The 21,665-nt window shown below is 76.9% G+C and carries 20 protein-coding genes and 2 tRNA genes; 15 read left to right on the forward strand and 7 right to left on the reverse strand.

The window, feature by feature from the left end:
- Window positions 1-61: 61 nt before the first annotated feature.
- The 3 genes from rsrA to ACRYMY_RS17325 form a co-directional block, all read right to left on the reverse strand.
- Window positions 62-337: a mycothiol system anti-sigma-R factor gene (gene rsrA / locus ACRYMY_RS17315; RefSeq protein ID WP_432548468.1), complete on the reverse strand. Its 276-nt coding sequence runs from the start codon at window positions 335-337 to the stop codon at window positions 62-64.
- Entirely contained in the window at window positions 334-1,149 is an 816-nt protein-coding gene (locus tag ACRYMY_RS17320) for a sigma-70 family RNA polymerase sigma factor (RefSeq protein WP_432548469.1), read from the reverse strand. Before ACRYMY_RS17320 ends, rsrA begins: the two co-directional genes overlap by 4 nt.
- Window positions 1,150-1,219: 70 nt before the next feature.
- Window positions 1,220-2,038: an SOS response-associated peptidase gene (locus tag ACRYMY_RS17325; RefSeq protein WP_432548470.1), complete on the reverse strand. Its 819-nt coding sequence runs from the start codon at window positions 2,036-2,038 to the stop codon at window positions 1,220-1,222.
- A gap of 172 nt (window positions 2,039-2,210) precedes the next feature.
- Between ACRYMY_RS17325 and ACRYMY_RS17330 the strand changes: the two genes are divergently transcribed.
- The 5 genes from ACRYMY_RS17330 (at window position 2,211) to rsgA (ending at window position 7,414) form a co-directional block, all read left to right on the forward strand.
- The gene (locus tag ACRYMY_RS17330; protein ID WP_432548471.1) at window positions 2,211-2,987 is read left to right on the forward strand and encodes a glucosamine-6-phosphate deaminase; all 777 of its coding nucleotides are present in this window, start codon (window positions 2,211-2,213) and stop codon (window positions 2,985-2,987) included.
- 18 nt (window positions 2,988-3,005) lie between these two features.
- Window positions 3,006-4,199, forward strand: coding sequence for an N-acetylglucosamine-6-phosphate deacetylase (locus ACRYMY_RS17335; protein ID WP_432548472.1), 1,194 nt, complete (start codon window positions 3,006-3,008; stop codon window positions 4,197-4,199).
- A 26-nt stretch (window positions 4,200-4,225) separates the two neighbouring features.
- Complete coding sequence (locus ACRYMY_RS17340; protein ID WP_432548473.1) at window positions 4,226-4,753, forward strand: DoxX family protein; 528 nt, start codon at window positions 4,226-4,228, stop codon at window positions 4,751-4,753.
- Window positions 4,754-4,838: 85 nt separating this feature from the next.
- The gene (gene aroA / locus ACRYMY_RS17345) at window positions 4,839-6,299 is read left to right on the forward strand and encodes a 3-phosphoshikimate 1-carboxyvinyltransferase (protein ID WP_432548474.1); all 1,461 of its coding nucleotides are present in this window, start codon (window positions 4,839-4,841) and stop codon (window positions 6,297-6,299) included.
- Window positions 6,300-6,307: 8 nt separating this feature from the next.
- Window positions 6,308-7,414, forward strand: a complete 1,107-nt coding sequence (rsgA, locus tag ACRYMY_RS17350; protein WP_432548475.1) for a ribosome small subunit-dependent GTPase A — start codon at window positions 6,308-6,310, stop codon at window positions 7,412-7,414.
- 13 nt (window positions 7,415-7,427) lie between these two features.
- Here rsgA and ACRYMY_RS17355 read toward each other — a convergent pair whose 3' ends face one another.
- Window positions 7,428-8,081 carry a vitamin K epoxide reductase family protein gene (locus ACRYMY_RS17355; RefSeq protein ID WP_432548476.1) on the reverse strand — a complete coding sequence of 218 codons (654 nt, stop codon included), beginning with the start codon at window positions 8,079-8,081 and terminating at the stop codon, window positions 7,428-7,430.
- 126 nt (window positions 8,082-8,207) lie between these two features.
- Here ACRYMY_RS17355 and hisN point away from each other — a divergent pair, with 126 nt between their 5' ends.
- The 4 genes from hisN (at window position 8,208) to ACRYMY_RS17375 (ending at window position 11,933) form a co-directional block, all read left to right on the forward strand.
- Window positions 8,208-9,020: a histidinol-phosphatase gene (gene hisN / locus ACRYMY_RS17360; RefSeq protein WP_432548477.1), complete on the forward strand. Its 813-nt coding sequence runs from the start codon at window positions 8,208-8,210 to the stop codon at window positions 9,018-9,020.
- 32 nt (window positions 9,021-9,052) lie between these two features.
- Window positions 9,053-9,832 (forward strand): CPBP family intramembrane glutamic endopeptidase, encoded by a 780-nt coding sequence (locus tag ACRYMY_RS17365; RefSeq protein ID WP_432548478.1) that lies wholly within the window; start codon window positions 9,053-9,055, stop codon window positions 9,830-9,832.
- 100 nt (window positions 9,833-9,932) lie between these two features.
- A complete protein-coding gene (locus ACRYMY_RS17370) occupies window positions 9,933-11,156 on the forward strand; it encodes a mechanosensitive ion channel family protein (protein ID WP_432548479.1) in 1,224 nt (407 codons plus the stop codon).
- A gap of 90 nt (window positions 11,157-11,246) precedes the next feature.
- Entirely contained in the window at window positions 11,247-11,933 is a 687-nt protein-coding gene (locus ACRYMY_RS17375; RefSeq protein ID WP_432548480.1) for a SemiSWEET family sugar transporter, read from the forward strand.
- Between the two features lie 70 nt (window positions 11,934-12,003).
- On the opposite strand, the gene ACRYMY_RS17380 is transcribed toward ACRYMY_RS17375, so the two are convergent.
- Window positions 12,004-13,437, reverse strand: coding sequence for a glucose-6-phosphate dehydrogenase (locus tag ACRYMY_RS17380; protein ID WP_432548481.1), 1,434 nt, complete (start codon window positions 13,435-13,437; stop codon window positions 12,004-12,006).
- Window positions 13,438-13,665: 228 nt separating this feature from the next.
- On the opposite strand from ACRYMY_RS17380, the gene ACRYMY_RS17385 reads away from it, so the two are divergent.
- The 6 genes from ACRYMY_RS17385 (at window position 13,666) to ACRYMY_RS17410 (ending at window position 21,194) form a co-directional block, all read left to right on the forward strand.
- Window positions 13,666-15,654, forward strand: coding sequence for an anthranilate synthase family protein (locus ACRYMY_RS17385; protein WP_432548482.1), 1,989 nt, complete (start codon window positions 13,666-13,668; stop codon window positions 15,652-15,654).
- Between the two features lie 64 nt (window positions 15,655-15,718).
- Window positions 15,719-16,210 carry an NfeD family protein gene (locus tag ACRYMY_RS17390; RefSeq protein WP_432548483.1) on the forward strand — a complete coding sequence of 164 codons (492 nt, stop codon included), beginning with the start codon at window positions 15,719-15,721 and terminating at the stop codon, window positions 16,208-16,210.
- A gap of 76 nt (window positions 16,211-16,286) precedes the next feature.
- Entirely contained in the window at window positions 16,287-17,801 is a 1,515-nt protein-coding gene (locus ACRYMY_RS17395; RefSeq protein ID WP_432548487.1) for a flotillin family protein, read from the forward strand.
- Window positions 17,802-17,879: 78 nt separating this feature from the next.
- A complete protein-coding gene (locus tag ACRYMY_RS17400; protein ID WP_432548484.1) occupies window positions 17,880-18,326 on the forward strand; it encodes a helix-turn-helix transcriptional regulator in 447 nt (148 codons plus the stop codon).
- Window positions 18,323-18,763, forward strand: a complete 441-nt coding sequence (locus ACRYMY_RS17405; protein WP_432548485.1) for a VOC family protein — start codon at window positions 18,323-18,325, stop codon at window positions 18,761-18,763. The genes ACRYMY_RS17400 and ACRYMY_RS17405 overlap by 4 nt, the downstream gene beginning before the upstream one ends.
- 40 nt (window positions 18,764-18,803) lie before the next feature.
- The gene (locus ACRYMY_RS17410; RefSeq protein WP_432548486.1) at window positions 18,804-21,194 is read left to right on the forward strand and encodes an ATP-binding cassette domain-containing protein; all 2,391 of its coding nucleotides are present in this window, start codon (window positions 18,804-18,806) and stop codon (window positions 21,192-21,194) included.
- 56 nt (window positions 21,195-21,250) lie between these two features.
- On the opposite strand, the gene ACRYMY_RS17415 is transcribed toward ACRYMY_RS17410, so the two are convergent.
- A tRNA-Met gene (locus tag ACRYMY_RS17415) sits at window positions 21,251-21,324 on the reverse strand.
- Window positions 21,325-21,456: 132 nt separating this feature from the next.
- A tRNA-Met gene (locus ACRYMY_RS17420) sits at window positions 21,457-21,530 on the reverse strand.
- Window positions 21,531-21,665 lie beyond the last annotated feature (135 nt).

Raw genomic sequence — 21,665 nt, forward strand, 5'->3', positions numbered from 1 at the left:
GCCCCGGACCACGCGGTCCGGGGCCCCTCGTCGCGCTGGTGGGCGCGGGTGCACGGAGCCGTCAGGAGATGACGGCGCGCACCTCGGTGATCTGCACGAGGATCCGCGCGCGCAGCTGCTCCGGCGCGCTCTCGCACGGGCAGCCGTCGCGGATCGCCCGCTTGAGCTGCTCGTCCTCGGCCAGCTGCTGCACGCAGCTGGCGCACTCGGCCAGGTGGGCGCGCAGGCGGTCGCAGTCCAGGTCGGCCATCTCGCCGTCGAGGTACTCGAACGCCCGGTCCAGCACCTCCCGGCAGCGGTCCACGGACCGCTGCGCGTCCTCGGTCAGCTCGCTCACGACGCGCCCTCCGTCTCCCGCACGGCCCCCGACACCCCGCGGTCGACGGCGTAGTCGCGCAGCAGCTCGCGCAGCTGGCGCCGGCCGCGGTGCAGGCGGGACATCACCGTCCCGATGGGGGTCCCCATGATCTCGGCGATCTCCTTGTAGGCGAAGCCCTCGACGTCGGCGAGGTACACCGCCATCCGGAAGTCCTCCGGCACCTGCTGCAGGGCCCGCTTCACGTCGGTGTCCGGCAGGTGGTCCAGCGCCTCGGTCTCGGCCGAGCGCAGGCCGGAGGACGTGTGGGACTCCGCCCGCGCGAGCTGCCAGTCCTCGATCTCGTCCGAGTGCGACTGCTGGGGCTCGCGCTGCTTCTTGCGGTAGGTGTTGATGTACGTGTTGGTGAGGATCCGGTACAGCCAGGCCTTGAGGTTGGTGCCCGGCGCGTACTGGTGGAAGGCGGCGTAGGCCTTCGCGAAGGCGTCCTGGACCAGGTCCTCGGCGTCGGCGGGGTTGCGCGTCATGCGCAGCGCCGCGGAGTACAGCTGGTCGAGGAAGGGCAGCGCGTCGCGTTCGAAGCGCGCGGCCCGGTCGTCCGCGGTCTCCTCCGACGGGGCCCGCGAGGTCTGCTCGGTCATCGCGGTCGAGCCTAGACGCTGGGGGCGGTCGGGGCGTGCGCGGAGCCCGGCGCGACCGGTGCCGGGACGGCCCGCCGGGCCCGGCGCCGAGCGGCGCGCGGGCGCCCGCCGCGGGCGGGTCCCCGCCGGGACGCTCCGGTCCGCCGCGCCCGGGACGCCCGGCGCGGCCGGGGTTCGCAGTGCCAGCAGCATGACCGTCCCAACACGGCCCCCCGGGGGCTTGTTCCGGCCGGCGGGACCGGGACGGTCCCCGTGCGGACCCTCAGGCGCCGAGCAGCTCGCCGGTGCGCAGGTCGACGACGCCCTCCAGCTCCGCGGGCGGGGCGGGGTCGAGCAGGTCCTCGTCCTTCGCCCGCACGTCACCCACGCGGCGGGAGACGGGGTGGGCGTCCAGCAGGTGCTCGAACAGGTCGCCGGGCACGGCGCCCAGCAGCGCCTCGACGTCCTCGCGCTCGTCCAGGGCCGGGTCGAGCCAGGCGTCGCGCAGGTCGCGCGGCACGACCAGCGGCATGCGCTCGTGCAGGCGGTCCAGCCCCGGTTCGGCGGGCTTGGTGACGATCGCGAAGGACACCAGCCAGCGGGCGGGGTCGTCGTCGGCGCGCTGCGGGTCGCGCCAGAACTCGTAGACCCCGCCGAGCGAGAGGACGGAGCCGTCGCGGGCGCCGACGGCGAACGGCTGCTTGCGCGGCTTGCCGCCGGCCGGCGGGTCCACGGGGCTGACCTGCCACTCGTACCAGGCGTCCACCGGCACCAGGCAGCGGCGGGCCAGCGCCGCCCGGGAGAACGACGGCTTGTCCAGCAGGGTCTCGACCCGGGCGTTGACCATCCGCGGGCCGCCGGTGGCGTCCTTGGACCAGCTGGGCACCAGGCCCCAGCGCAGCGCCCGCAGGGACCGCGTCGGCGGGCCGTCGGGGTCATCCTTGCGGGCGCGCTCCAGCACGACGGGCGGGGTGGTGGTGGGGGCGGTGTTCACCGACCGCGTCACCGTCCCCCCCGGCGCGCCGGAGAGCGTGTCGTCGTCCACCTCGAACTCCTCGACGAGGTCGTCGAGGTCCCGGCGCAGGGCGTAGCGGCCGCACATGGGGACAGTCCAGCACCCGGGTGCGACACGGGCGCCCCGGCGCGCCCGGCCCGCCGGCGCCGGAGCGCCCCCTAGCGTCGGGACCGTCACCGACCCGGCGGGAGGACCCCGTGCACACCCTGCCCACCGCGCCCACCGCGCTCGACCCGTCCGCGCACCGCCGGGCGCCCGCGTGAGCGCCGGGCGCGTCTGGAGCACCCGCCTGGTCGTGGAGGTGCTGCCCGACGCGGCCGCGATCGGCCGGCGCGGCGCCGACCTCGTGGCCGCCGACCTGGCCGCCGGGCGGCTGCGCGCGCTGGGCGTGGCCACCGGCTCCTCCCCCTCGCCGGTCTACCGCGAGCTGCACCGGCGGGCCCTGCCGGGTTGGGCGGGCGTGCGCCTGTTCTCCCTCGACGAGTACGTGGGACTGCCACCGGGGGACCCGCGCAGCTACGCGGCCGTCGTCGAGCGGGAGGTGCGCGCGCCGCTGGGCGTGGCGCCGGAGGACGTGCACGTCCCCGACGGCGCGGCCGCGGACCTGGACGCCGCCTGCCGCGCGTTCGAGGACGCGCTGACCGCCGCCGGCGGGGTGGACCTGCAGGTCCTGGGGATCGGCGCGACGGGCCACATCGGGTTCAACGAGCCCGGCTCGCCGCTGGACTCGCGCACCCGGGTCGTCGAGCTGGCCGAGCGCACCCGCCGCGACAACGCGCGCTTCTTCGACGACCCGTCCCAGGTGCCGCGCCGGGCCCTCACCCAGGGCGTGGCCACGATCGGCGGCGCCCGTCGGCACCTGCTCGTGGCCAGCGGGCCGGGCAAGGCCGAGGCGGTGCGGCGGGCCCTGGAGGGCGAGGTCTCCCCCGGCTGCCCCGCCTCGGCGGTGCGCACCTTCACCGACGTGACCGTCCTGCTGGACCCGGCCGCCGCGGCCCTGCTGCAGCGACCGGTGCGCCCGGTGAGGGCCCGGTGAGCGCCCGGTGAGCGCCCGGTGAGCGCGGTGGTGCGGGTGGGCGCCGGCCCGCTCGTCGTGCACGGGGCACGGCTGCTGGACGGCCTCGGCGGCGCAGCGGTGGCCGACGGCTGGGCGGCCGCGGACGGCGGTCGCGTCACCGCCGTCGGCGCCGGCGGCGGCTGGCGCGGGCACGCGCGCGGCGCGGAGGTCGTCGACGCGGCCGGGGCGTGGCTGGTGCCCGGGTTCGTCGACCTGCACCGGCACGGCGCGGGCGGGCACGCGCACGAGGAGGGCCCCGAGGCCGTCCTGGCCGCCGCCGAGGTGCACCGCGCGCACGGCACCACCCGCGGGGTGGTCAGCTTCGTCTCCGACGACGTCGACGTCCTCGCCGGGCGGCTGGCCGGCGTCGCCGACCTGCTGCCCGGCGCCCCGCACCTGCTCGGCAGCCACCTGGAGGGCCCGTTCCTGGCCGCCGCCCGCCGCGGCGCGCACGAGGAGCGGCACCTGCGCGACGCGACGCCGGAGGCCGTCGAGCGGCTCGTGCGCGCCGCCCGGGGGACCCTGCGCCAGGTGACCCTCGACCCGCAGCGGCCCGGGGCCGCGCGGGCGGCGGCCCGGTTCCTCCGGGCCGGCGCGGTCGTCGCCCTCGGGCACACCGACGCCGACGCGGACGCGGCCCGGGCGGCCTTCGACGCCGGGGCGCGGCTGCTGACGCACGCCTTCAACGCGGTGCCGGGCGTGCACCACCGCGACCCCGGCCCCGTGCCGGTCGCCGCGGCCGACCCGCGCGTGGTGTGCGAGCTGGTTCTGGACGGCGAGCACGTGCACCCGCTCGTGGCCCGGCTCCTGCTGGCCGCCGCCCCCGGCCGGGTGGCGCTGGTCACCGACGCGGTGGCCGCGGCCGGCGCGGCGGACGGCCGCTACCGCCTGGGGGGCGTGGACGTGGAGGTGAGCGGTGGGCGCGCGGTCGTGGCGGGCACCACGACGCTGGCCGGCTCGACGCTGACGCAGGACCGCGCGCTGCGCGTCGGGGCGGCCGCCGGCGTCGCGCTGCCGGAGCTGGTGCGGGCGCTGACCTCGGTGCCCGCCGGCGCGCTCGGCCTGCGCGACGCCGGCCGCCTCGCGCCGGGGGCCCTGGCCGACCTCGTCCTGCTGGACGGGGACCTGCGCCCGGTGCGGGTCGAGTGCTCGCCGCTGCCCGCGGTCCCCGGACCCTCCCCCGTGCGGTGATCACCCCGATGCGGTAGGCAACTCCCATGACTCTGGTGCGACGCCTTGCCCGCCCGATGCTCGCCGCGGCCTTCGTCAAGACCGGCATCGACCAGGTCCGGGGCGCCGCCGACATCGCCCCGGCCGCCGAGCCGATCACCGACGCGGCCACCGGCCTGGGCCTGCCCGACGACCCGGTGCTGCTGGTCCGGCTCAACGGCGCGGTGATGGCCGGCGCCGGCGTGCTCCTGGCCCTGGGCCGGGCGCCGCGCCTGGCCTCGATCGCCCTCGTGGTCACGGCCGCTCCCACCGCCTACGTCGCCCACCCGTTCTGGACGGAGAAGGACAAGGCCGTGCGCGCGGGGGTCCTGGAGGACTTCCTCAAGGACGTCGGCCTGCTGGGCGGCGCCCTGCTGGCCGCGGTGGACACCGCCGGCAAGCCGGGGGCGCTGTGGCGCTCCCAGCGCGCCGGCCGCGACGCCAAGCGCGCCGCGAAGCTGGCGGCCCGCGAGGCCGCCCGCGCCGCCCACGCCGGCCGGCGCGAGCTGCAGCTGGCCGCCGCCAAGGTCGCCTGACGCGCGCCCGCGGCACCTCCCGCCCCCCACCAGGTCGGTCGGGAGCCGGGTGGGAGGTGTCCGGGACGGCTGCCAGGATGGTGCGGTGACGCCCTCACCCGCGCCTCGACCGACCTCCGCGACGACCCCCGCCGCGAGCACCTCCCCCGGCACCTCCCCGGCGACGGCGCCGGGTGCCGCCGACGAGCTGTGGCCCGCCCCCACCGCGGACGGCCCCCTGGACGCCGTCGTCCGCGTGCCGGGGTCGAAGTCGCTGACCAACCGGTACCTCGTCGTCGCGGCGCTCGCCGACCGCCCCTCCCTGCTGCGCGACCCGCTGGTCTCGCGCGACACCCGGCTGATGGCCGACGCGCTGCGCCAGCTCGGCGCCGACGTGCAGGAGGGCTGCCCGGACCCGGCCGCCCGCGAGGAGTCCGGCGCCGGCCCCGGCGACTGGGTGGTGCGCCCGGGCCCCGTGCGCGGCGGCGGGCGGATCGACTGCGGCCTGGCCGGCACCGTCATGCGCTTCCTGCCGCCCGTGGCGGCCCTGGCCGGCGAGCCGGTGCGCTTCGACGGCGACGAGCGCGCCCGCGAGCGCCCGATGGCCGCGCTCGTGGACGGCCTGCGCCAGCTCGGCGCGCTGGTCGACGACGGCGGCCGCGGCACGCTGCCGTTCGAGGTGAGCGGCCCGGCGGGCGGCCTGCGCGGCGGCACGGTGCGCATCGACGCCTCGGCCTCCAGCCAGTTCGTCTCGGCGCTGCTGCTGGTGGGCGCGCGGACCCGGGAGGGTCTGGAGGTCGTCCACGAGGGCCCGCCGCTGCCCAGCGAGCCGCACGTGCGGATGACGGTGGAGGTGCTGCGCGACGTCGGCGTGGTCGTCGACGACGCCGTGCCGGGCCGCTGGGCCGTGGAGCCGGGCACCGTCAACGCCCTGGACGTGCAGGTGGAGCCGGACCTGTCCAACGCGGGCCCGTTCCTGGCGGCGGCGGCCGTGACGGGCGGGCGGGTGCGGGTGCCCGGCTGGCCGCAGTCCACGACGCAGGCGGGCGACCTGCTGCGCGACGTGCTGGACCAGATGGGCGCCGACGTGACGCTGGACCGCGACGGGCTGCTCGTGGAGGGCGGCGACGAGCTGTACGGGCTGGACCTGGACCTGCACGAGGCCGGGGAGCTGGCGCCGGTCATCACCGCGCTGGCCGCGCTGGCGAGCTCGCCGTCGCGGCTGCGCGGGATCGCGCACCTGCGCGGGCACGAGACGGACCGGCTGAAGGCGCTGGTCACCGAGGTGAACGCGCTGGGCGGGGACGCGGAGGAGACCGCCGACGGGCTGCTGGTGCGCCCGCGCCCCCTGCACGGGGGCGTGGTGCGCACCTACCACGACCACCGGATGGCGACGGCGGGCGCGGTGCTGGGCCTGCGGGTCGAGGGCGTGCTCGTGGAGGACGTGGCGACGACCCGCAAGACGCTGCCGGACTTCCCGGGCATGTGGGCGGCGATGCTCGCCGGCGGCGACGTGGGCGGGCCCACCGGGCCCGGCGGCGGGGCCGGCGCCCCGGCCGGCCGCTGAGGGCGCCCGTGGCCCGTCCCGCGCGCCAGCGCCGCTACGACGAGGACGACGTGCGGGTGCGCCCGTCGAAGGGCTCGCGCCCGCGCACCAAGGACCGCCCCGCGCACGCCGACGCCGTGCCGGCGCTGGTGGTGGCCGTGGACCGCGGCCGCTCCACGTGCCTGGTCGACGCGCCCGGCGAGGACGGCCGGGACGGCGCCGGCGGCGGTGCGGCGGAGGCGCCCGGCGGGCGGCGGGTGACGGCCATGCGCGCCCGCGAGCTGGGCCGCACGGGCGTGGTCGTCGGCGACCGGGTCGCCCTGGTGGGCGACACCTCGGGCCGGGTGGACACCCTGGCGCGGATCGTGCGGATCGAGGAGCGGCGCACCGTGCTGCGCCGCACCGCGGACGACACCGACCCGGTGGAGCGGGTGGTCGTCGCCAACGCCGACCAGCTCGTCGTCGTCACGGCCGTGGCCGACCCGGAGCCGCGCTCGCGGCTGGTCGACCGCTGCCTGGTGGCGGCGTACACGGCGGGCATGGACGCCCTGCTGTGCCTGACCAAGGGCGACCTGCGGCCGGCCGAGGAGGTGCTGGCCACGTGGGCGCCGCTGGGCCTGGACGCCGTGGTGACCCGCCGCGAGGACGGCGCGCTGACCGGCCTGGAGGCGGTGCGCGAGCGGCTGGCGGGGCGCACGAGCGTGCTCGTCGGGCACTCGGGCGTGGGCAAGTCGACGCTGGTCAACGCGCTCGTGCCGGACGCGGGGCGCGCCACGGGCGCGGTGAACGCCGTGACGGGCCGCGGCCGGCACACCTCCACGTCGATGGCGATGCTGGCGCTGCCCGGCGGCGGCTGGGTCGTCGACACCCCCGGGGTGCGCTCCTTCGGCCTGGCGCACGTGGAGCCCGGCGCGGTGCTGGCGGCCTTCCCCGACCTGGCGCCGGGCGAGCGGGAGTGCCCGCGCGGCTGCACCCACGACGAGCCGGACTGCGCGCTGGACGCGTGGGTGGCCGCCGGCCGCGCGGGGGCCGCGGGGCCGGCGCGGCTGGCGTCCTTCCGGCGCCTGCTGGCCGCCCGCCGCGGCGAGGAGGAGCGGGGCGAGGCGGGCCGGGGCGAGGCGGGCCGGACGCGCTGACGCGCGGGCGCCCTCAAAGCAGCGAGCTCCAGTACGCCCAGAACGCCTGCCCCACGGCGGCGACGACGACCGCGTACGTCAGCAGCACCAGCAGAAGCCGGTAGTCCACGACGGCGCGCGCCAGCGGCCGCAGGGCCGCCGGGACGGGCACCAGGGAGCGGTCCAGCGCGTCGGCCAGGCTCGTCCAGAACAGCGGCACCACGACCGCCCAGACGACGACGCAGTACGGGCACAGCGCGCGGATCGACCACAGGCTCTGGCTGATCAGCCAGGCCACGAAGACGGCGCCGAGGGTCACGCCGAGCAGGTGGCCGCGCTCGACCCAGCGCGGCAGCGCGACGCGCGAGAGCAGCAGCACCCCCAGCGTCGTGGTGACGGTGAAGGCGGCGATGCCGATGAGCGGGTTCGGGAAGCCGAACACCCGCGCCTGCTCGGTGACCATCACCGACCCGCAGCTGAGCACCGGGTTGAAGGAGCAGCTGGGCACGTAGGAGGGGTCCAGGGCCAGCTGGATCCGCTCGACGGTGAGGGTGAACGCCGCCACCAGGCCGATCAGCCCGCCGACGAGCATGAGCAGCCCGCGGGCGCGGGCGGGGACCGGCAGGGCGGACAGGTGCGCGGGGCGCTCGTGCGCCGCGGTGTCCCGCTCGTGCGTGGCCCGGACCATGCGTCCCCCTCGTGCTCGTGCGTCCTCCGCGCCGTCCCCCGCGCGCCTCCCCATCATCGTCGGCCGACCTGGGAGGGACCTGGACGGGCCGGAGGTCCCGACCCGGCCGGGCGGTAGGTTCGCGGCGTGACGGTCCCGGCCAGCCCCCCCGCCCGCGCGGTCCGCTACGACGACGACCTGCGCCTGGCGCACGTCGTCGCCGACCAGGTGGACGGGGTGACGACGGCCCGCTTCCGCGCCCAGGACCTCGCCGTGGACACCAAGCCGGACCTGACGCCCGTCACGGACGCCGACCGCACCGCCGAGGAGGTCGTGCGCGCGCAGCTGGGGCGCACCCGCCCCCGCGACGCGGTGCTGGGCGAGGAGTTCGGCCTCGTCGGGCACGGGCAGCGGCAGTGGGTCGTGGACCCGATCGACGGGACGAAGAACTTCGTGCGCGGGGTGCCGGTGTGGGCGACCCTCATCGCGCTGCTCGACGACGGCGAGCCCGTGGTCGGGCTGGTGTCGGCGCCGGCGCTGCAGCGGCGCTGGTGGGCGGCGAAGGGGTCGGGGGCGTGGACGGGCCGCAGCCTGTCCTCGGCCACCCGCATCCGGGTCAGCTCGGTCGCGGACCTGGCCGACGCCTCGTTCTCCTACTCCTCCCTGACCGGCTGGGAGGAGGCCGGGCGGCTGGAGGACTTCCTGACGCTGTCGCGGCGGGTGTGGCGCACCCGCGCCTACGGCGACTTCTGGTCGTACACGCTGCTGGCCGAGGGCGCCGTCGACGTGGCCGCCGAGCCGGAGCTGGCGCTGCACGACATGGCGGCCCTCGTGCCGATCGTCACCGAGGCCGGCGGCCGGTTCACCTCGCGCGCCGGCGTGGACGGCCCGCACGGCGGGGACGCCGTGGCCACCAACGGGCTGCTGCACGAGGCGGTCCTGCGCCACCTGGGCGCCTGAGGGCGCGCGGGCCGGGCGTGGGGGGACGGGCGGTGCGGCAGGTCGCGGTCGTCACCGACCCGCGCGAGCGGCGGCTGCTCGTGTGGGAGGTCGTGGCCGTCTTCGCGGTCTCGCTGGGCCTGAGCGGGGTGCGGGCGCTGGTGAGCCTCGTGGGCGCGCTGACGGCCCCGGTGCCGCTGAACGCCCAGACGTCGACGGTGCTGGGCAGCTACGCCCCCGACCGGCCGTGGCTGGACCTGGCGTTCCAGCTCGTGCGCGTCGCGCAGCTGCTGGCGCCCGTCCTGCTCGTGGCCTACCTGCTGGCCCGCGAGGGCGGGTCGCTGCGCACGGTGGGCTTCGACCGCTCCCGGCCGGGCCGCGACCTGCTGGGCGGCCTGGCCCTGGCCGCGGTGATCGGCGGCTGCGGACTGCTGCTGTACCTGGGGGCGGTCGCCGTCGGCGCGAACACGCAGGTGCAGGCCTCCACGCTGTCGGGCGCCTGGTGGACCGTGCCCGTGGCGGTGCTGAACGCCGCGGCCAACGGGGTGCTCGAGGAGGTCCTCGTCGTCGGCTTCCTGCTGCACCGGTTGTCGCAGCTGGGGGTGCGCACGGTCCCCGCGTTCGCGGTCAGCGCCCTGCTGCGCGGCTCGTACCACCTCTACCAGGGGCTGGGCGGCTTCGTCGGCAACGTCCTCATGGGGCTGGTGTTCGCCGAGGTGTACCGGCGCTGGGGGCGGGTGGCGCCGCTGGTCGTGGCGCACACCGCGATCGACGTGGTGGCCTTCGTGGGGTACGCGGCGCTGGCCGGCCGGGTGGGGTGGTTGCCCGGCTGAGGGGGTGTGCGGGTCGTGTGCAGGTGACCCGGACGGCCCCGCCGCCGGGCTGCGGGCCCGTGCCGGGCGCCCCTACGGTGGGCCGGTCCGCAGGACGTCGATGTCCACCCTCGACACCCCGCAGGAGCCGCACCCCGTGCCCACCATCGAGACCTCCGTGTGGCTGACGCTCGCCGTCGCCGCCGTGTCCGCCGTCGTCGCCATCGCCGTCGGCGAGCTGGCCGCCCTGGCGGTGCGCCGCCTCGGCCGCCGCCGCGAGATCCTCTGCCGCCTGGGCCAGCGCGGCCGGCGGCCCCTGGCAGCTCTGCTGGGCCTGCTGGCGGCCCGCACGGCGCTGCAGGTGTACACGCGGCCGGCGGACTGGCGGGACCCGACGCTGCAGGTCATCGGCCTGCTGGTGGTCGCGATGGTGGCCTGGCTGCTCGTCGTGGCCGTCAACACCGTGCAGGACGTCCTGCTGCGCCGCTACGACGTGGGCGTGGCCGACAACCGGCGCGCGCGCCAGCGCCGCACCCAGGTGACGCTGCTCAAGCGGATCGTCGTCGTGGCGATCGTCGTGGTGGCCGTCGCCTCGATGATGCTGACCATCCCCGGGGCCCGCGGGCTGGGCGCCAGCGTCCTGGCCTCGGCGGGCCTGCTGTCGGTGGTGGCGGGCCTGGCCGCCCAGACGTCGCTGGCGAACGTGTTCGCCGGCCTGCAGATCGCCTTCACCGACGGCCTGCGCGTGGACGACGTGGTCGTCGTCGAGGGCGAGTGGGGCAACATCGAGGACATCACCCTGACCTACGTGGTGGTGCGCGTGTGGGACCAGCGCCGGCTGATCCTGCCCTCGACGTACTTCACGACCACGCCCTTCCAGAACTGGACGCGCAGCAGCGCGGAGGTGGTCGGCGCGGTCGAGGCCGACGTGGACTGGGACGTGCCGGTGGACCGGGTGCGCGGGCACCTGGAGGCCTTCGTGGCCGCGCACCCGAACTGGGACGGGCGCACGTACGCCCTCCAGGTCACCGACGCCGTCGGCTCGTTCGTGCGGCTGCGGGTGCTGGTCAGCGCCGGGGACGCCGGCCGCCTGTTCGACCTGCGCTGCGCGGTGCGAGAGGAGCTCGTGGCGCTGCTGCGCGACCGCCACCCGCAGGCCCTGCCGCGGGTGCGGGTCGGCGGGACGCGCACCGACACCGACACCAGCGGCGTGGACGGCGTGGACGGCGTGGACGGCGCGCGCGGTGTCGTGCTGCCCCGCCAGGACCACCACGGGCGGCGCGGCGCGGGCGTGCGCGGGGGCCGGGCGGCGCTCGACGGCGTGGACGGCGCGCGCCGGCCCTGACCGTCCCGGCCCGCCTGTGGCGCACACCACAGGCGGGCCGTCGCGGAGGCGCCTCAAGCACCTGCGGCGGGCCGCCCGATGCACAGGCACGTGCTCGTCGCTCCGCTGATCTCCGCCCTCGGCCTCGTGGCCGCCTCCATCGGCATCGTCACCGGTGTCCCGCAGGTGCTGCGGCTGCTGCGCAGCCCCGACGCCAGCGGCCTGTCCTACCCCTCGACCGTCCTGGGCGTCCTCGGCGCCGGGACGTGGCTGACCTACGGGCTGATGCTGCTCGACCCCGCCCAGCTGGTCGCCAACGTGCCCGGCCTGGCGTGCGCCGTGCTCACCGCGGCGCTGGCCGCCCGCCGGCTGGGCGTGCGCCTGGGCACCACGTGGCTGGCGGTGGGCGCCTGGTCGGCGGCCGTGGCCGTCACGGCCGTCGTCGCCGGCGCGACCGCGGTCGGGGTCGCCGCCACCGTCGTCTCGCTGGTCCGGATGGTGCCGCAGGTGCGCACCGCGCTGGGCGGCGAACCGCTCAACGGCATCGCGCCCGCCACGTTCGCCCTCACCCAGCTGTCGGCGCTGCTGTGGACGGTCTACGGCGCGGCGACGAGCCAGGAGTCGGTGGTCGTCTGCTCGCTGGTCTCCGCGCTGCTGGCCGGGGTCGTCCTGTCCCGCCGCTGCCCCCCGCGCCACCTCGTGCACGTGCTGCACCACGGCCGCTGGGGCGACGCGGGCCGCGCGCTCGTGCGGCCCGTGGCCGGCTGGGGCCGCCCCGCCGCCTGCGTGGTGCTCTGAGCGCTCCCCGGGACACGACGAGGCCCCCACGACCGCGGTCGTGGGGGCCTCGTCGTGCGCGCGGCCGGGGTCAGCGCAGGAACCACCGGCCGGGCTCGGCCAGGCGGTCCACCTCGTCCGGGCCCCAGGTGCCCGGCGCGTAGGGCTGGACGGCGGGACGGTCGGCGGCGAAGGGCTCGATGGCCCGCCACGCCGCCCGCAGGCCCGGCACCCCGGTGAACAGGGAGCGGTCGCCGTCGAGCAGGTGGCGCACCAGGTGCGTGTAGGGCGGGGCCTCGCGCTGGCCGTCCAGGCCGTCCAGCGGCAGGGTCGCGGTGCCCTGGGACAGCCCGCCCTCCACGCCGGGGGTGCGCACGGTCAGGCGCACGTCGAGGGCGCCGCCCTCCAGGAGCGAGAAGCTGACGGCCGCGGGCTCGCCCAGCTCGGTGCCCGCGTACGGGCCCTCGGCGGCGGGCTTGAGCACGAGGGTGACGCGCTGCTCGTCGGCGGCCATCTTCTTGCCGCTGCGCAGCAGGAACGGCACGTCGCGCCAGCGGTCGGTGTCCACCCACACGCGCGCGGCGGCGAGGGTGTCGGTGGTGGAGTCCTCGGGCACGCCGTCGATGTCGAGGTAGCCGTCGAAGCGGCCCAGCACGACGTCCTCGGGCTGCAGCGGCCGGAACCTCTCCAGCGCCGCGTCGCGGGCCTCCTGCAGGGCGCCGGGGCCCAGGTCGGCGGGCGGTTCCATCGCCACGGTCGCCGCCATCTGGAACAGGTGGGTGACGATCATGTCGAGGAAGGCGCCGGTGGCGTCGTAGAAGGACGCGCGCTGGGCGACGTCGAGGGTCTCGGCGACGTCGACCTGCACCTGCGCGACGTGCTCGCGGTTCCACAGCGCCGCCAGCCACGGGTTGGCGAAGCGGGCGTGGATGACGTCCTGCATCGCCTCGAAGGCGAGGAAGTGGTCGATGCGGAAGACCTGCTCCTCGTCCCAGACGCGCTGCACCTCGGCGTCCAGCTCCTCGAAGCTGTCCAGCGAGGTGCCGTAGGGCTTCTCGTAGACGACGGTGGCGCCCTCGACCAGGCCGTGCGCCTCGAACGCCTTCGTCATCGGCAGGAACGCCGACGGCGGCACCGCCAGGTAGTGCACGACGCGCGCGGAGCCGCCCAGCTCCTCCTGCGCGCGCTCGAGCACACCGGGCAGCTCGCCGGCGTCCTCGACGGCGAAGCCGCCGCCGGCGGCCAGCAGGCGGGACTCCACCTCGTCCCAGGGGCCCTCGGACGGCTGGGGCCCGAACTCCTCCAGGGCCTCGCGCACGTGGCGCACGAAGTCCTCCCGGGACCACTCGCCGCGCCCGGCGCCCACCACGCGCCAGTCGGCGGGCAGGAGCTCGCGGCGGGCCAGCTCGAAGAGGGCGGGCAGGACGAGGCGCCGGCACAGGTCGCCGGAGGCGCCGTGCAGGACGAGGACGACGGGCGCGTCGCCGGTGGCGTCGGGGGCCTGGTGCTGCTGCTCTGCGGTCACCGGGGCGACGCTACCGGGGCGGTCCCCGCCCGCGCGGAGCGGCCACGGGCTAGGGTGGCGCCCGTGACCACCGCCGAGCCGCTGCCCCGCGCCCCGCGGGTGCTGCGCGCTGCGTGGTGGTGGGTGTCGGCGACCGCCTGACGCTCCGTCCTGCGGTGGTCGCCTCGTCGAGGGGCCGGCACCGCGGGTCCCTCGACGGTCGGCCCCGCCGAACCCCGAGGAGAACCCGTGAGCACCGAGCCCCCCTCCACGCCCCCCTCCCCCGCGCAGGTCGTCGCCGACCTGCTGGCCCCGGGCGCGGGCCCGTTCGCGCTGCTGCGCCGCCTGGACCCCGCCACCGGCCTGCCCGGCCCCGTGGAGGTCCTGCGCGGGCCGGTCACCGAGGTGGAGCGGCTGGCCGACGTGCCCCTGCCCAGCGGCGCGCCCACCGGCCCGGCCACCGGGCCCGTGCGCGACGCGCTGGCCCTCGTGCCGTTCCGGCAGCTGCGCGAGCGCGGGTTCGAGGTCCACGACGACGGCACCCCCCTGCTGGTGCTGGCCGTCGAGCGGGCCGACGAGTTCGCCGTGGAGGACCTGCTCGACGAGCTGCCCGACGAGGAGGTGGCGCTGCGCGACGTCGCCCCCGACCTGGACGACGCCGCCTACGCCGACGTGGTGCGCCGCGTCGTGGACACCGAGATCGCCGAGGGCACCGGCGCGAACTTCGTCATCCGCCGCGACGTGGACGCCGTCGTCGACGGGTTCGGCCCGGCCACCGCGCTGAGCCTGTTCCGGCGGCTGCTGCTGGCCGAGCAGGGCGCCTACTGGACGTTCGTCGTGCACACCGGCGAGGCCGGCGGCGGGCGCACCCTGGTGGGCGCCAGCCCCGAGGTGCACGTGCGCATGGCCCGCGGCGAGGTCGTCATGAACCCCATCTCCGGCACCTACCGCTACCCCGCGGGAGGGCCCGACCCCGACGGCCTCGTGGAGTTCCTCACCGACCCCAAGGAGGTCGAGGAGCTGTTCATGGTGGTCGACGAGGAGCTGAAGATGATGTGCTCCGTCGGCGACCTGGGCGGCACCGTCCACGGCCCGTACCTGCGGGAGATGGCCCACCTCGCGCACACCGAGTTCGAGCTGCGCGGGCGCAGCACCCTGGACGCGCGCGAGGTGCTGCGCCAGACGATGTTCGCGGCGACCGTGACGGGCTCGCCGCTGCAGAGCGCCTGCCGCGTCATCCGCCGCTTCGAGCCGTCCGGGCGCGGCTACTACGCCGGGGCGCTGGCGCTGCTGGGCCGCGACGCCGACGGCGCGCAGACCCTGGACTCCCCCATCCTCATCCGCACCGCCGACCTGCGCCCGCGCCCGGACGGCTCGGCGCACGCGCGCGTGTCCGTGGGCGCGACGCTGGTGCGCGGGTCCACGCCCGAGGGCGAGGTCGCCGAGACGCACGCGAAGTCCGCGGGCGTCCTGCGCGCGCTGGGCGCGCTGCCGCCCGTGCAGCGCACGGCCTCCGGCAGCGCGCCGGCGCGGCGGGTGCCGCTGTCGGCGGACCCGCGGGTGGCCGGGCTGCTGGCCTCCCGCCGCGACCGGCTGGCCCGGTTCTGGCTGGAGCCGCAGCGGCCGGCCGACGGGGCGCCGCTGGGCGAGGCGCTCGTGGTGGACTCCGAAGACACGTTCACCGCGATGCTCGCGCACCTGCTGGCCTCGGCGGGGCTGCGGGCACGGGTCCTGCGCTACGACGACCCCGCCCTGGACGGCGAGCTGGCCGGCCACCGCGGCCTGGTCGTCCTGGGCCCCGGCCCCGGCGACCCGCGCGACGCCTCGGACCCGCGCCTGCTGCGGCTGCAGGAGCTGGCGCGCGGCGCGGTCGGCGCGGCCCGCGACGGCGGCAACCCGCTGCTGGGGGTCTGCCTGGGGCACCAGCTGCTGGCCGGCGAGCTCGGCCTGCCGCTGCGGCGCAAGGACTCCCCGCACCAGGGCGCCCAGCTGGAGGTGGACCTGTTCGGCCGCAGCGCGACCGTGGGGTTCTACAACTCCTTCACGGCCCGGGTCGACGGCGCGGCGCTGGAGCGGCTGGCCGGGCAGGGCGTGCAGGTGGCGACCGGCCCGGCCGACGAGGTGGTGGCCGTGCGCGGGCCCGGGTTCGCCGGCATCCAGTTCCACCCCGAGTCGGTCCTGACCCTGCAGGGCCCGGACCTGCTGCGCTCGGTCGTGGAGCCGCTGCTGCCGCGCTGAGCCGCCGGCCTCCCCCGCGGCGGCGATCACGGCGGGTAGGGTCCGCCGCAGGGGGTGTCAGCGGATGACCGCGTTCGTCGTCGTGGCCGTCGTGGGCGGCGCGCTGTGCGTGCTGTCCGTCCTCTTCGACGGCCTGCTGGACGCGCTCGACCTCGACCTCGGCGGCGGGTTCCTGTCGCTGACCTCGGTGTCCGCGGCCGCGGCCCTGTTCGGCCTGACCGGGATCGTCGCGGTCTCCGGCCTCGGCTGGGGGCCGGGCGCGGCCAGCGCCCTCGGCGCCGGCGTGGCCGTCGTGACGCTGCTGGCCGCCGGGCTGCTGGTGCGCGCGCTCAAGCGCAGCGGACCGGAGACGTCGCAGACGGTCCTCGGCGCCCGCGGCCGCGTCACCACGCCGGCCGGCGCCGGCCGCTACGGCGAGGTCCACCTGCAGCTGCACGGCACGACCGTGAAGTGGACCGCCGTCGGCGACGGCGACCTGCGCCGCGGGGACGCCGTCGAGGTCGTCGAGCTGATCTCCCCCACCGCCGTGCGCGTCCGCCCGCTGGACGCCGGGTGACCCCCGGCGCTCCCCGCCCCACCCGCCGTCCCGGCGGAGCACCGGCCCCACCCGCCCAGGAGGCACCGTGTTCGAACTGACCGCGTCCGTGGTGGCGATCGCCGCCGCTGTCCTCGTCGTCCTGATCCTGCTCGTCGCCCTCGTGCGCCGCTACAAGATCGCCGGGCCGTCGGAGGCGTTCATCGTCACCGGTCGCAAGGGCAAGCCGGTGACCAACCCGGAGACGGGCCGGATCAGCACCGACCTGTCCGGGCAGAAGGTCGTCATGGGCGGCGGCGTGTTCGTCCTGCCGTTCGTGCAGCAGTCGTACTCGCTGTCGCTGGCCTCGCGCCGCATCTCCGTGCAGATCCGCGGGGCGGTGTCCGCCAAGGGCATCCGGCTGAACCTGGACGGCGTGGCCATCATCAAGGTCGGCGGCACGGAGGACTCCGTGCGCGCGGCCGCGCAGCGCTTCCTGCAGCAGCAGGACGAGATCGAGAGCTTCACGCAGGAGGTCCTGGCCGGGTCGCTGCGCTCCATCGTCGGCACGCTGACCGTCGACGAGATCATCCGCGACCGCGCCGCGTTCGCCTCCCGGGTGGCCGAGGAGGCCGAGAGCTCGCTGACCAACCAGGGCCTCGTGCTGGACACCTTCCAGATCCAGGACGTCAGCGACGACGTGAACTACCTGCGCGACCTGGGCCGGCCCGAGGCCGCCGTCGCCGCGCAGAACGCCGCCATCGCGGAGGCGAACTCGCTGCAGGAGTCCCAGCAGGCCGAGGCGCGGGCCCAGGCGCAGGTGGCCGCCGCCCAGCGCGACCTGTCGCTGCGCCAGGCGGAGTTCAAGGCGGAGACGGACACGGCGCAGGCGCGCGCCGACGCCGCGGGCGTGCTGGCCAAGGCCGCCCGCGACCAGGAGGTCCTCGTCGAGCAGGAGCGCGTCGCCCAGCGCCAGGCCGAGCTGACCGAGCGGCAGCTGGACACCGAGGTGCGCCGGCCCGCCGACGCCCGCCGGTACGAGGCCGAGCAGCAGGCCCAGGCCCGCCGCAACTCGGAGATCTTCGAGGCGGAGGCCGAGGCCAACCGCATCACGCTGGCCGCCGAGGCCGACGCCCAGCGGGTGCGCGTGGCAGGCCAGGCCGAGCTGGACCGCCGCCGGGCGCTGGCCGAGGCGACCCGCCTGGAGGGCGAGGCGGAGGCCGCCGCGATCCGCGCCCGCGGTGAGGCCGAGGCGGAGACGATGCGGCTGCGCGCGGAGGCGTTCGAGCGCTACGGCGACGCGGCGGTGGCGCAGATGGTCACCGACGTGCTGCCGCAGGTGGCCCGGGAGCTGGCCGCGCCCATGTCGGCCATCAGCGACCTCACCGTCATCTCCACCGACGGCGCCTCGCAGCTCTCGCGCAGCGTGGGCACGAACCTCACCGAGACGCTGGAGGTGGTCAAGCGGACCACCGGCCTGGACCTGCAGGAGCTGATGGGCCGGCTGACCCCGCGCGACGGTGCGCCCGGCGCGGGCACCGGCGGCCCGCGCACGGTGCGCGTCGCCCCCGGCAGCGAGGAGCCGACGACCACCGAGCCGGCCACCGTCACCACCACGGGCCGCTCCGACTGACGGGCGCGCCCGCGCCGCCCTCCCCCGCGCCCGCACGGGGGTCTGGACGGCGCGGGCACCGCTCGCCACGATGCCGGGGTGACCTCCGCCGAGGACGGGCAGCTGAGCCTGCTGCGGCTGCTGCGCCGCGTGCGGGACCGGATCGACCGCGAGCACGCCCGGCCGCTGGACGTCGAGGCGCTGGCGCGCGGGGTGCACCTGTCGGCCGGGCACCTCAGCCGCGAGTTCCGCCGCGCCTACGGCGAGCCGCCGCACCGCTACCTCATGACGCGCCGCGTGGAGCGGGCGATGGCGCTGCTGCGCTCGACCGACCTGCCCGTCACGCAGGTGTGCCTGGCGGTCGGCTGCACGTCCCTGGGCTCCTTCACCACCCGCTTCACCGAGCTGGTCGGCGTGCCGCCGGCCACGTACCGCCGCCTGGCGCGCGGCGGGGCGGCCGACCGGCTGCCGGGGTGCGTGGCCCGGCGGGTGACGCGACCGGTCAGGGACGGAGAAGCCGCGCGGGTGCGCGCCGGAGCAGCATGACGGCCATGGACACAGGCACAGGCACAGGCATCGACGTCCGCTCCGTCTTCCTGCCGCACGAGGACCCCGACGCCTCCCTGGCGTTCTACCGCGACGTCCTCGGCTTCGAGGTCCGCGGCGACGTCGGCTACGGCGAGCTGCGCTGGATCACCGTGGGCCCGCCCGGCGGCGCCGGCACCTCGATCGTCCTGGAGCCCCCGTCGGCGGACCCCGGCCGCACGCCGGAGGAGGTCCGCACGGTCGCCGCGATGATGGCCAAGGGGACCTTCGCCGGGCTGCTGCTGACCGCCGACGACCTCGACGCGGCCTTCGAGCGGTTCGTGGCCGCCGGGGCCGACGTCGTGCAGGAGCCGGTGCAGCAGGACTGGGGCGTGCGCGACTGCGCCGTCCGCGACCCCGCCGGGAACCTGCTGCGCGTGCAGGAGCGGCCCGCGTGAGGGCCGCCGCGACCACCGATCCGCCCGCACCGGAGGCCTCGTGACCAGGCACGTCGACGAGCAGCACCCCGTCCAGCAGCACCCCGCCGACCTCCACGAGGTGATCCGGGTCGTCGGCGCCCGCGAGCACAACCTGCGCGACGTCAGCGTCGAGCTGCCCAAGCGCCGCCTGACGGTGTTCACGGGCGTGTCCGGCTCGGGCAAGAGCTCGCTGGTCTTCGCGACGATCGCCGCGGAGTCGCAGCGGTTGATCAACGAGACGTACAGCGCCTTCGTGCAGGGCTTCATGCCGTCGCTGGCGCGCCCGGACGTGGACCTGCTGGAGGGCCTGACCACGGCGATCGTCGTCGGCCAGGAGCGGATGGGCGCCGACCCGCGCTCCACCGTCGGCACCGCCACCGACGCGAACGCGCTGCTGCGCATCCTCTTCAGCCGGCTGGGCGAGCCGCGCATCGGCCCCCCGGGCGCCTACTCCTTCAACGTGCCGTCCGTGCGGGCCAGCGGCGCGATCACCGTGGAGCGTGGAGAGGGCCGCACCCGCACCGAGAAGGCCACGTTCACCCGGCTCGGCGGCATGTGCCCGCGCTGCGAGGGCACCGGCCGCGTCACCGACATCGACCTGGCCGCCCTCTACGACGACAGCAAGTCCCTCGCCCAGGGGCCCTTCACCATCCCGGGGTGGGGCAACGACGGCTGGTACGGGCGCGTCTACGCCGGCAGCGGGTTCCTCGACCCCGACAAGCCGATCCGCGACTACACCGAGCGCGAGCGCCACGACCTGCTGCACCGGGAGCCGACCAAGATCAAGGTCGACGGGATCAACCTCACCTACGAGGGGCTCATCCCCAAGATCCAGAAGTCGATCCTGTCCAAGGACGTCGAGGCGATGCAGCCGCACGTGCGCGCCTTCGTCGAGCGCGCGGTGACGTTCACGACCTGCCCCGGCTGCGACGGCACTCGGCTGGGCCCCGAGGCGCGCTCCTCGCGGGTGCGCGGGGTGAACATCGCCGAGGTGTGCGCGATGCAGATCACCGACCTGGCCGCCTGGGTCCGCGGGGTCGACGAGCCGGAGGTCGCGCCGCTCGTGCGCGGGCTGCAGCACCTGCTGGACTCCTTCGACGCCATCGGGCTCGGGTACCTGTCCCTGGACCGGCCCGCGAGCACCCTGTCCGGCGGGGAGGCGCAGCGCACGAAGACGATCCGCCACCTCGGCTCCGCGCTGACCGACGTCACCTACGTCTTCGACGAGCCCACCGCGGGCCTGCACCCGCACGACGTCGAGCGGATGACCGGACTGCTGCGGCAGCTGCGCGACGGGGGCAACACCGTGCTCGTCGTCGAGCACAAGCCCGAGGTGGTCGAGGCCGCCGACCACGTCGTCGACCTCGGCCCCGGCGCCGGGACGCTCGGCGGCACCGTCTGCTTCGAGGGCACCGTGGCCGGGCTGCGCGCCAGCGGCACGACCACCGGCCGCCACCTCGACGACCGAGCGCGGCTGAAGCCGTCGGTGCGGACCCCGACCGGGGTGCTGGAGGTCCGCGGCGCGTCCACGAACAACCTGCGCGACGTCGACGTGGACGTGCCCCTGGGCGTGCTCGTCGCCGTCACCGGGGTGGCCGGCTCGGGCAAGAGCTCGCTGGTGCACGGCTCGATCGCCCACCGCGACGGTGTCGTGGTCGTCGACCAGTCCCCGGTCCGCGGGTCCCGGCGCAGCAACCCGGCCACGTACAGCGGGCTGCTGGACCCGGTGCGCAAGGCGTTCGCGAAGGCCAACGGGGTCAAGCCGGCCCTGTTCAGCGCCAACTCCGAGGGGGCCTGCCCCGGTTGCGGCGGCGCCGGCGTGGTCGTCACCGACCTGGGCGTGATGGCCAGCGTGGAGAGCACCTGCGAGGACTGCGAGGGCCGGCGCTACCGGGACGAGGTGCTGCAGCTGCACCTGGGCGGGCGCGACATCAGCGAGGTCCTGGCCCTGCCGGTGACCGGGGCGCTGGAGTTCTTCGCCTCCGGCGAGGCGCGGGTGCCCGCGGCCCTGGCGGTGCTGGAGCGCCTGGCCGACGTCGGCCTGGGCTACCTAACCCTCGGACAGCCGCTGACCACCCTGTCCGGCGGGGAGCGCCAGCGGCTGAAGCTGGCGACCCGCCCGGTCCAGCGCGGCGGGCTGCTCGTGCTCGACGAGCCGACGACAGGTCTGCACCTGGCCGACGTCGAGCAGCTGCTGGGCCTGCTGGACCGCCTGGTGGACGGGGGCACGTCGGTGCTGGTGGTCGAGCACCACCAGGCCGTCGTGGCGCACGCGGACCGGGTCATCGACCTCGGGCCGGGCGCCGGTCACGACGGCGGCCGCGTCGTCTTCGAGGGCACCCCCGCCGAGCTGGTGGCGGCGCGCTCCACGCTGACCGGCCGGTACCTGGCCGACTACGTGGGTGCCTGAGCCGGGACCGGACGCGACGGAGGCCCGGACCGTGTGGTCCGGGCCTCCGTGTCGAGTAGCGGGGGCAGGATTTGAACCTGCGGCCTCTGGGTTATGAGCCCAGCGAGCTACCGAGCTGCTCCACCCCGCGTCGCGTCGACGAGGTTACGCCACGGCGGCCGTCGGACCAAATCGGCGCCCGGAGCTCAGGGCCCGGTCCGCCGCGACAGCTCCGGGGACGACGGAAGGCCCGGACCGTGTGGTCCGGGCCTCCCGTGTCGAGTAGCGGGGGCAGGATTTGAACCTGCGGCCTCTGGGTTATGAGCCCAGCGAGCTACCGAGCTGCTCCACCCCGCGTCGCGTCGACGAGGTTACGCCACGGTGGCCGCTGCACCAAATCGCGAGGTCCGGCCGCCGCGCAGGACCGCGGGCCCCGCGCAGGACCGGACCGCGGGCCCGGACGCGCGAGGGGCCCGGGCGCTGCAGCGCCCG

Origin of the sequence: Kineococcus haloalkalitolerans (assembly GCF_050871905.1) — a bacterium.
Lineage (GTDB): Bacteria > Actinomycetota > Actinomycetes > Actinomycetales > Kineococcaceae > Kineococcus.

What these genes read in the sequence shown, in the direction of transcription:
- ACRYMY_RS17390 (WP_432548483.1), top strand. Translation starts at nt 15,719, where the DNA reads ATGACCGCGTTCGTCGTCGTGGCCGTCGTGGGCGGCGCGCTGTGCGTG.
- ACRYMY_RS17320 (WP_432548469.1), bottom strand. Translation starts at nt 1,149, where the DNA reads ATGCTGCTGGCACTGCGAACCCCGGCCGCGCCGGGCGTCCCGGGCGCG.
- ACRYMY_RS17370 (WP_432548479.1), top strand. Translation starts at nt 9,933, where the DNA reads ATGTCCACCCTCGACACCCCGCAGGAGCCGCACCCCGTGCCCACCATC.
- ACRYMY_RS17340 (WP_432548473.1), top strand. Translation starts at nt 4,226, where the DNA reads ATGACTCTGGTGCGACGCCTTGCCCGCCCGATGCTCGCCGCGGCCTTC.
- ACRYMY_RS17355 (WP_432548476.1), bottom strand. Translation starts at nt 8,081, where the DNA reads ATGGTCCGGGCCACGCACGAGCGGGACACCGCGGCGCACGAGCGCCCC.
- ACRYMY_RS17405 (WP_432548485.1), top strand. Translation starts at nt 18,323, where the DNA reads ATGACGGCCATGGACACAGGCACAGGCACAGGCATCGACGTCCGCTCC.
- ACRYMY_RS17325 (WP_432548470.1), bottom strand. Translation starts at nt 2,038, where the DNA reads ATGTGCGGCCGCTACGCCCTGCGCCGGGACCTCGACGACCTCGTCGAG.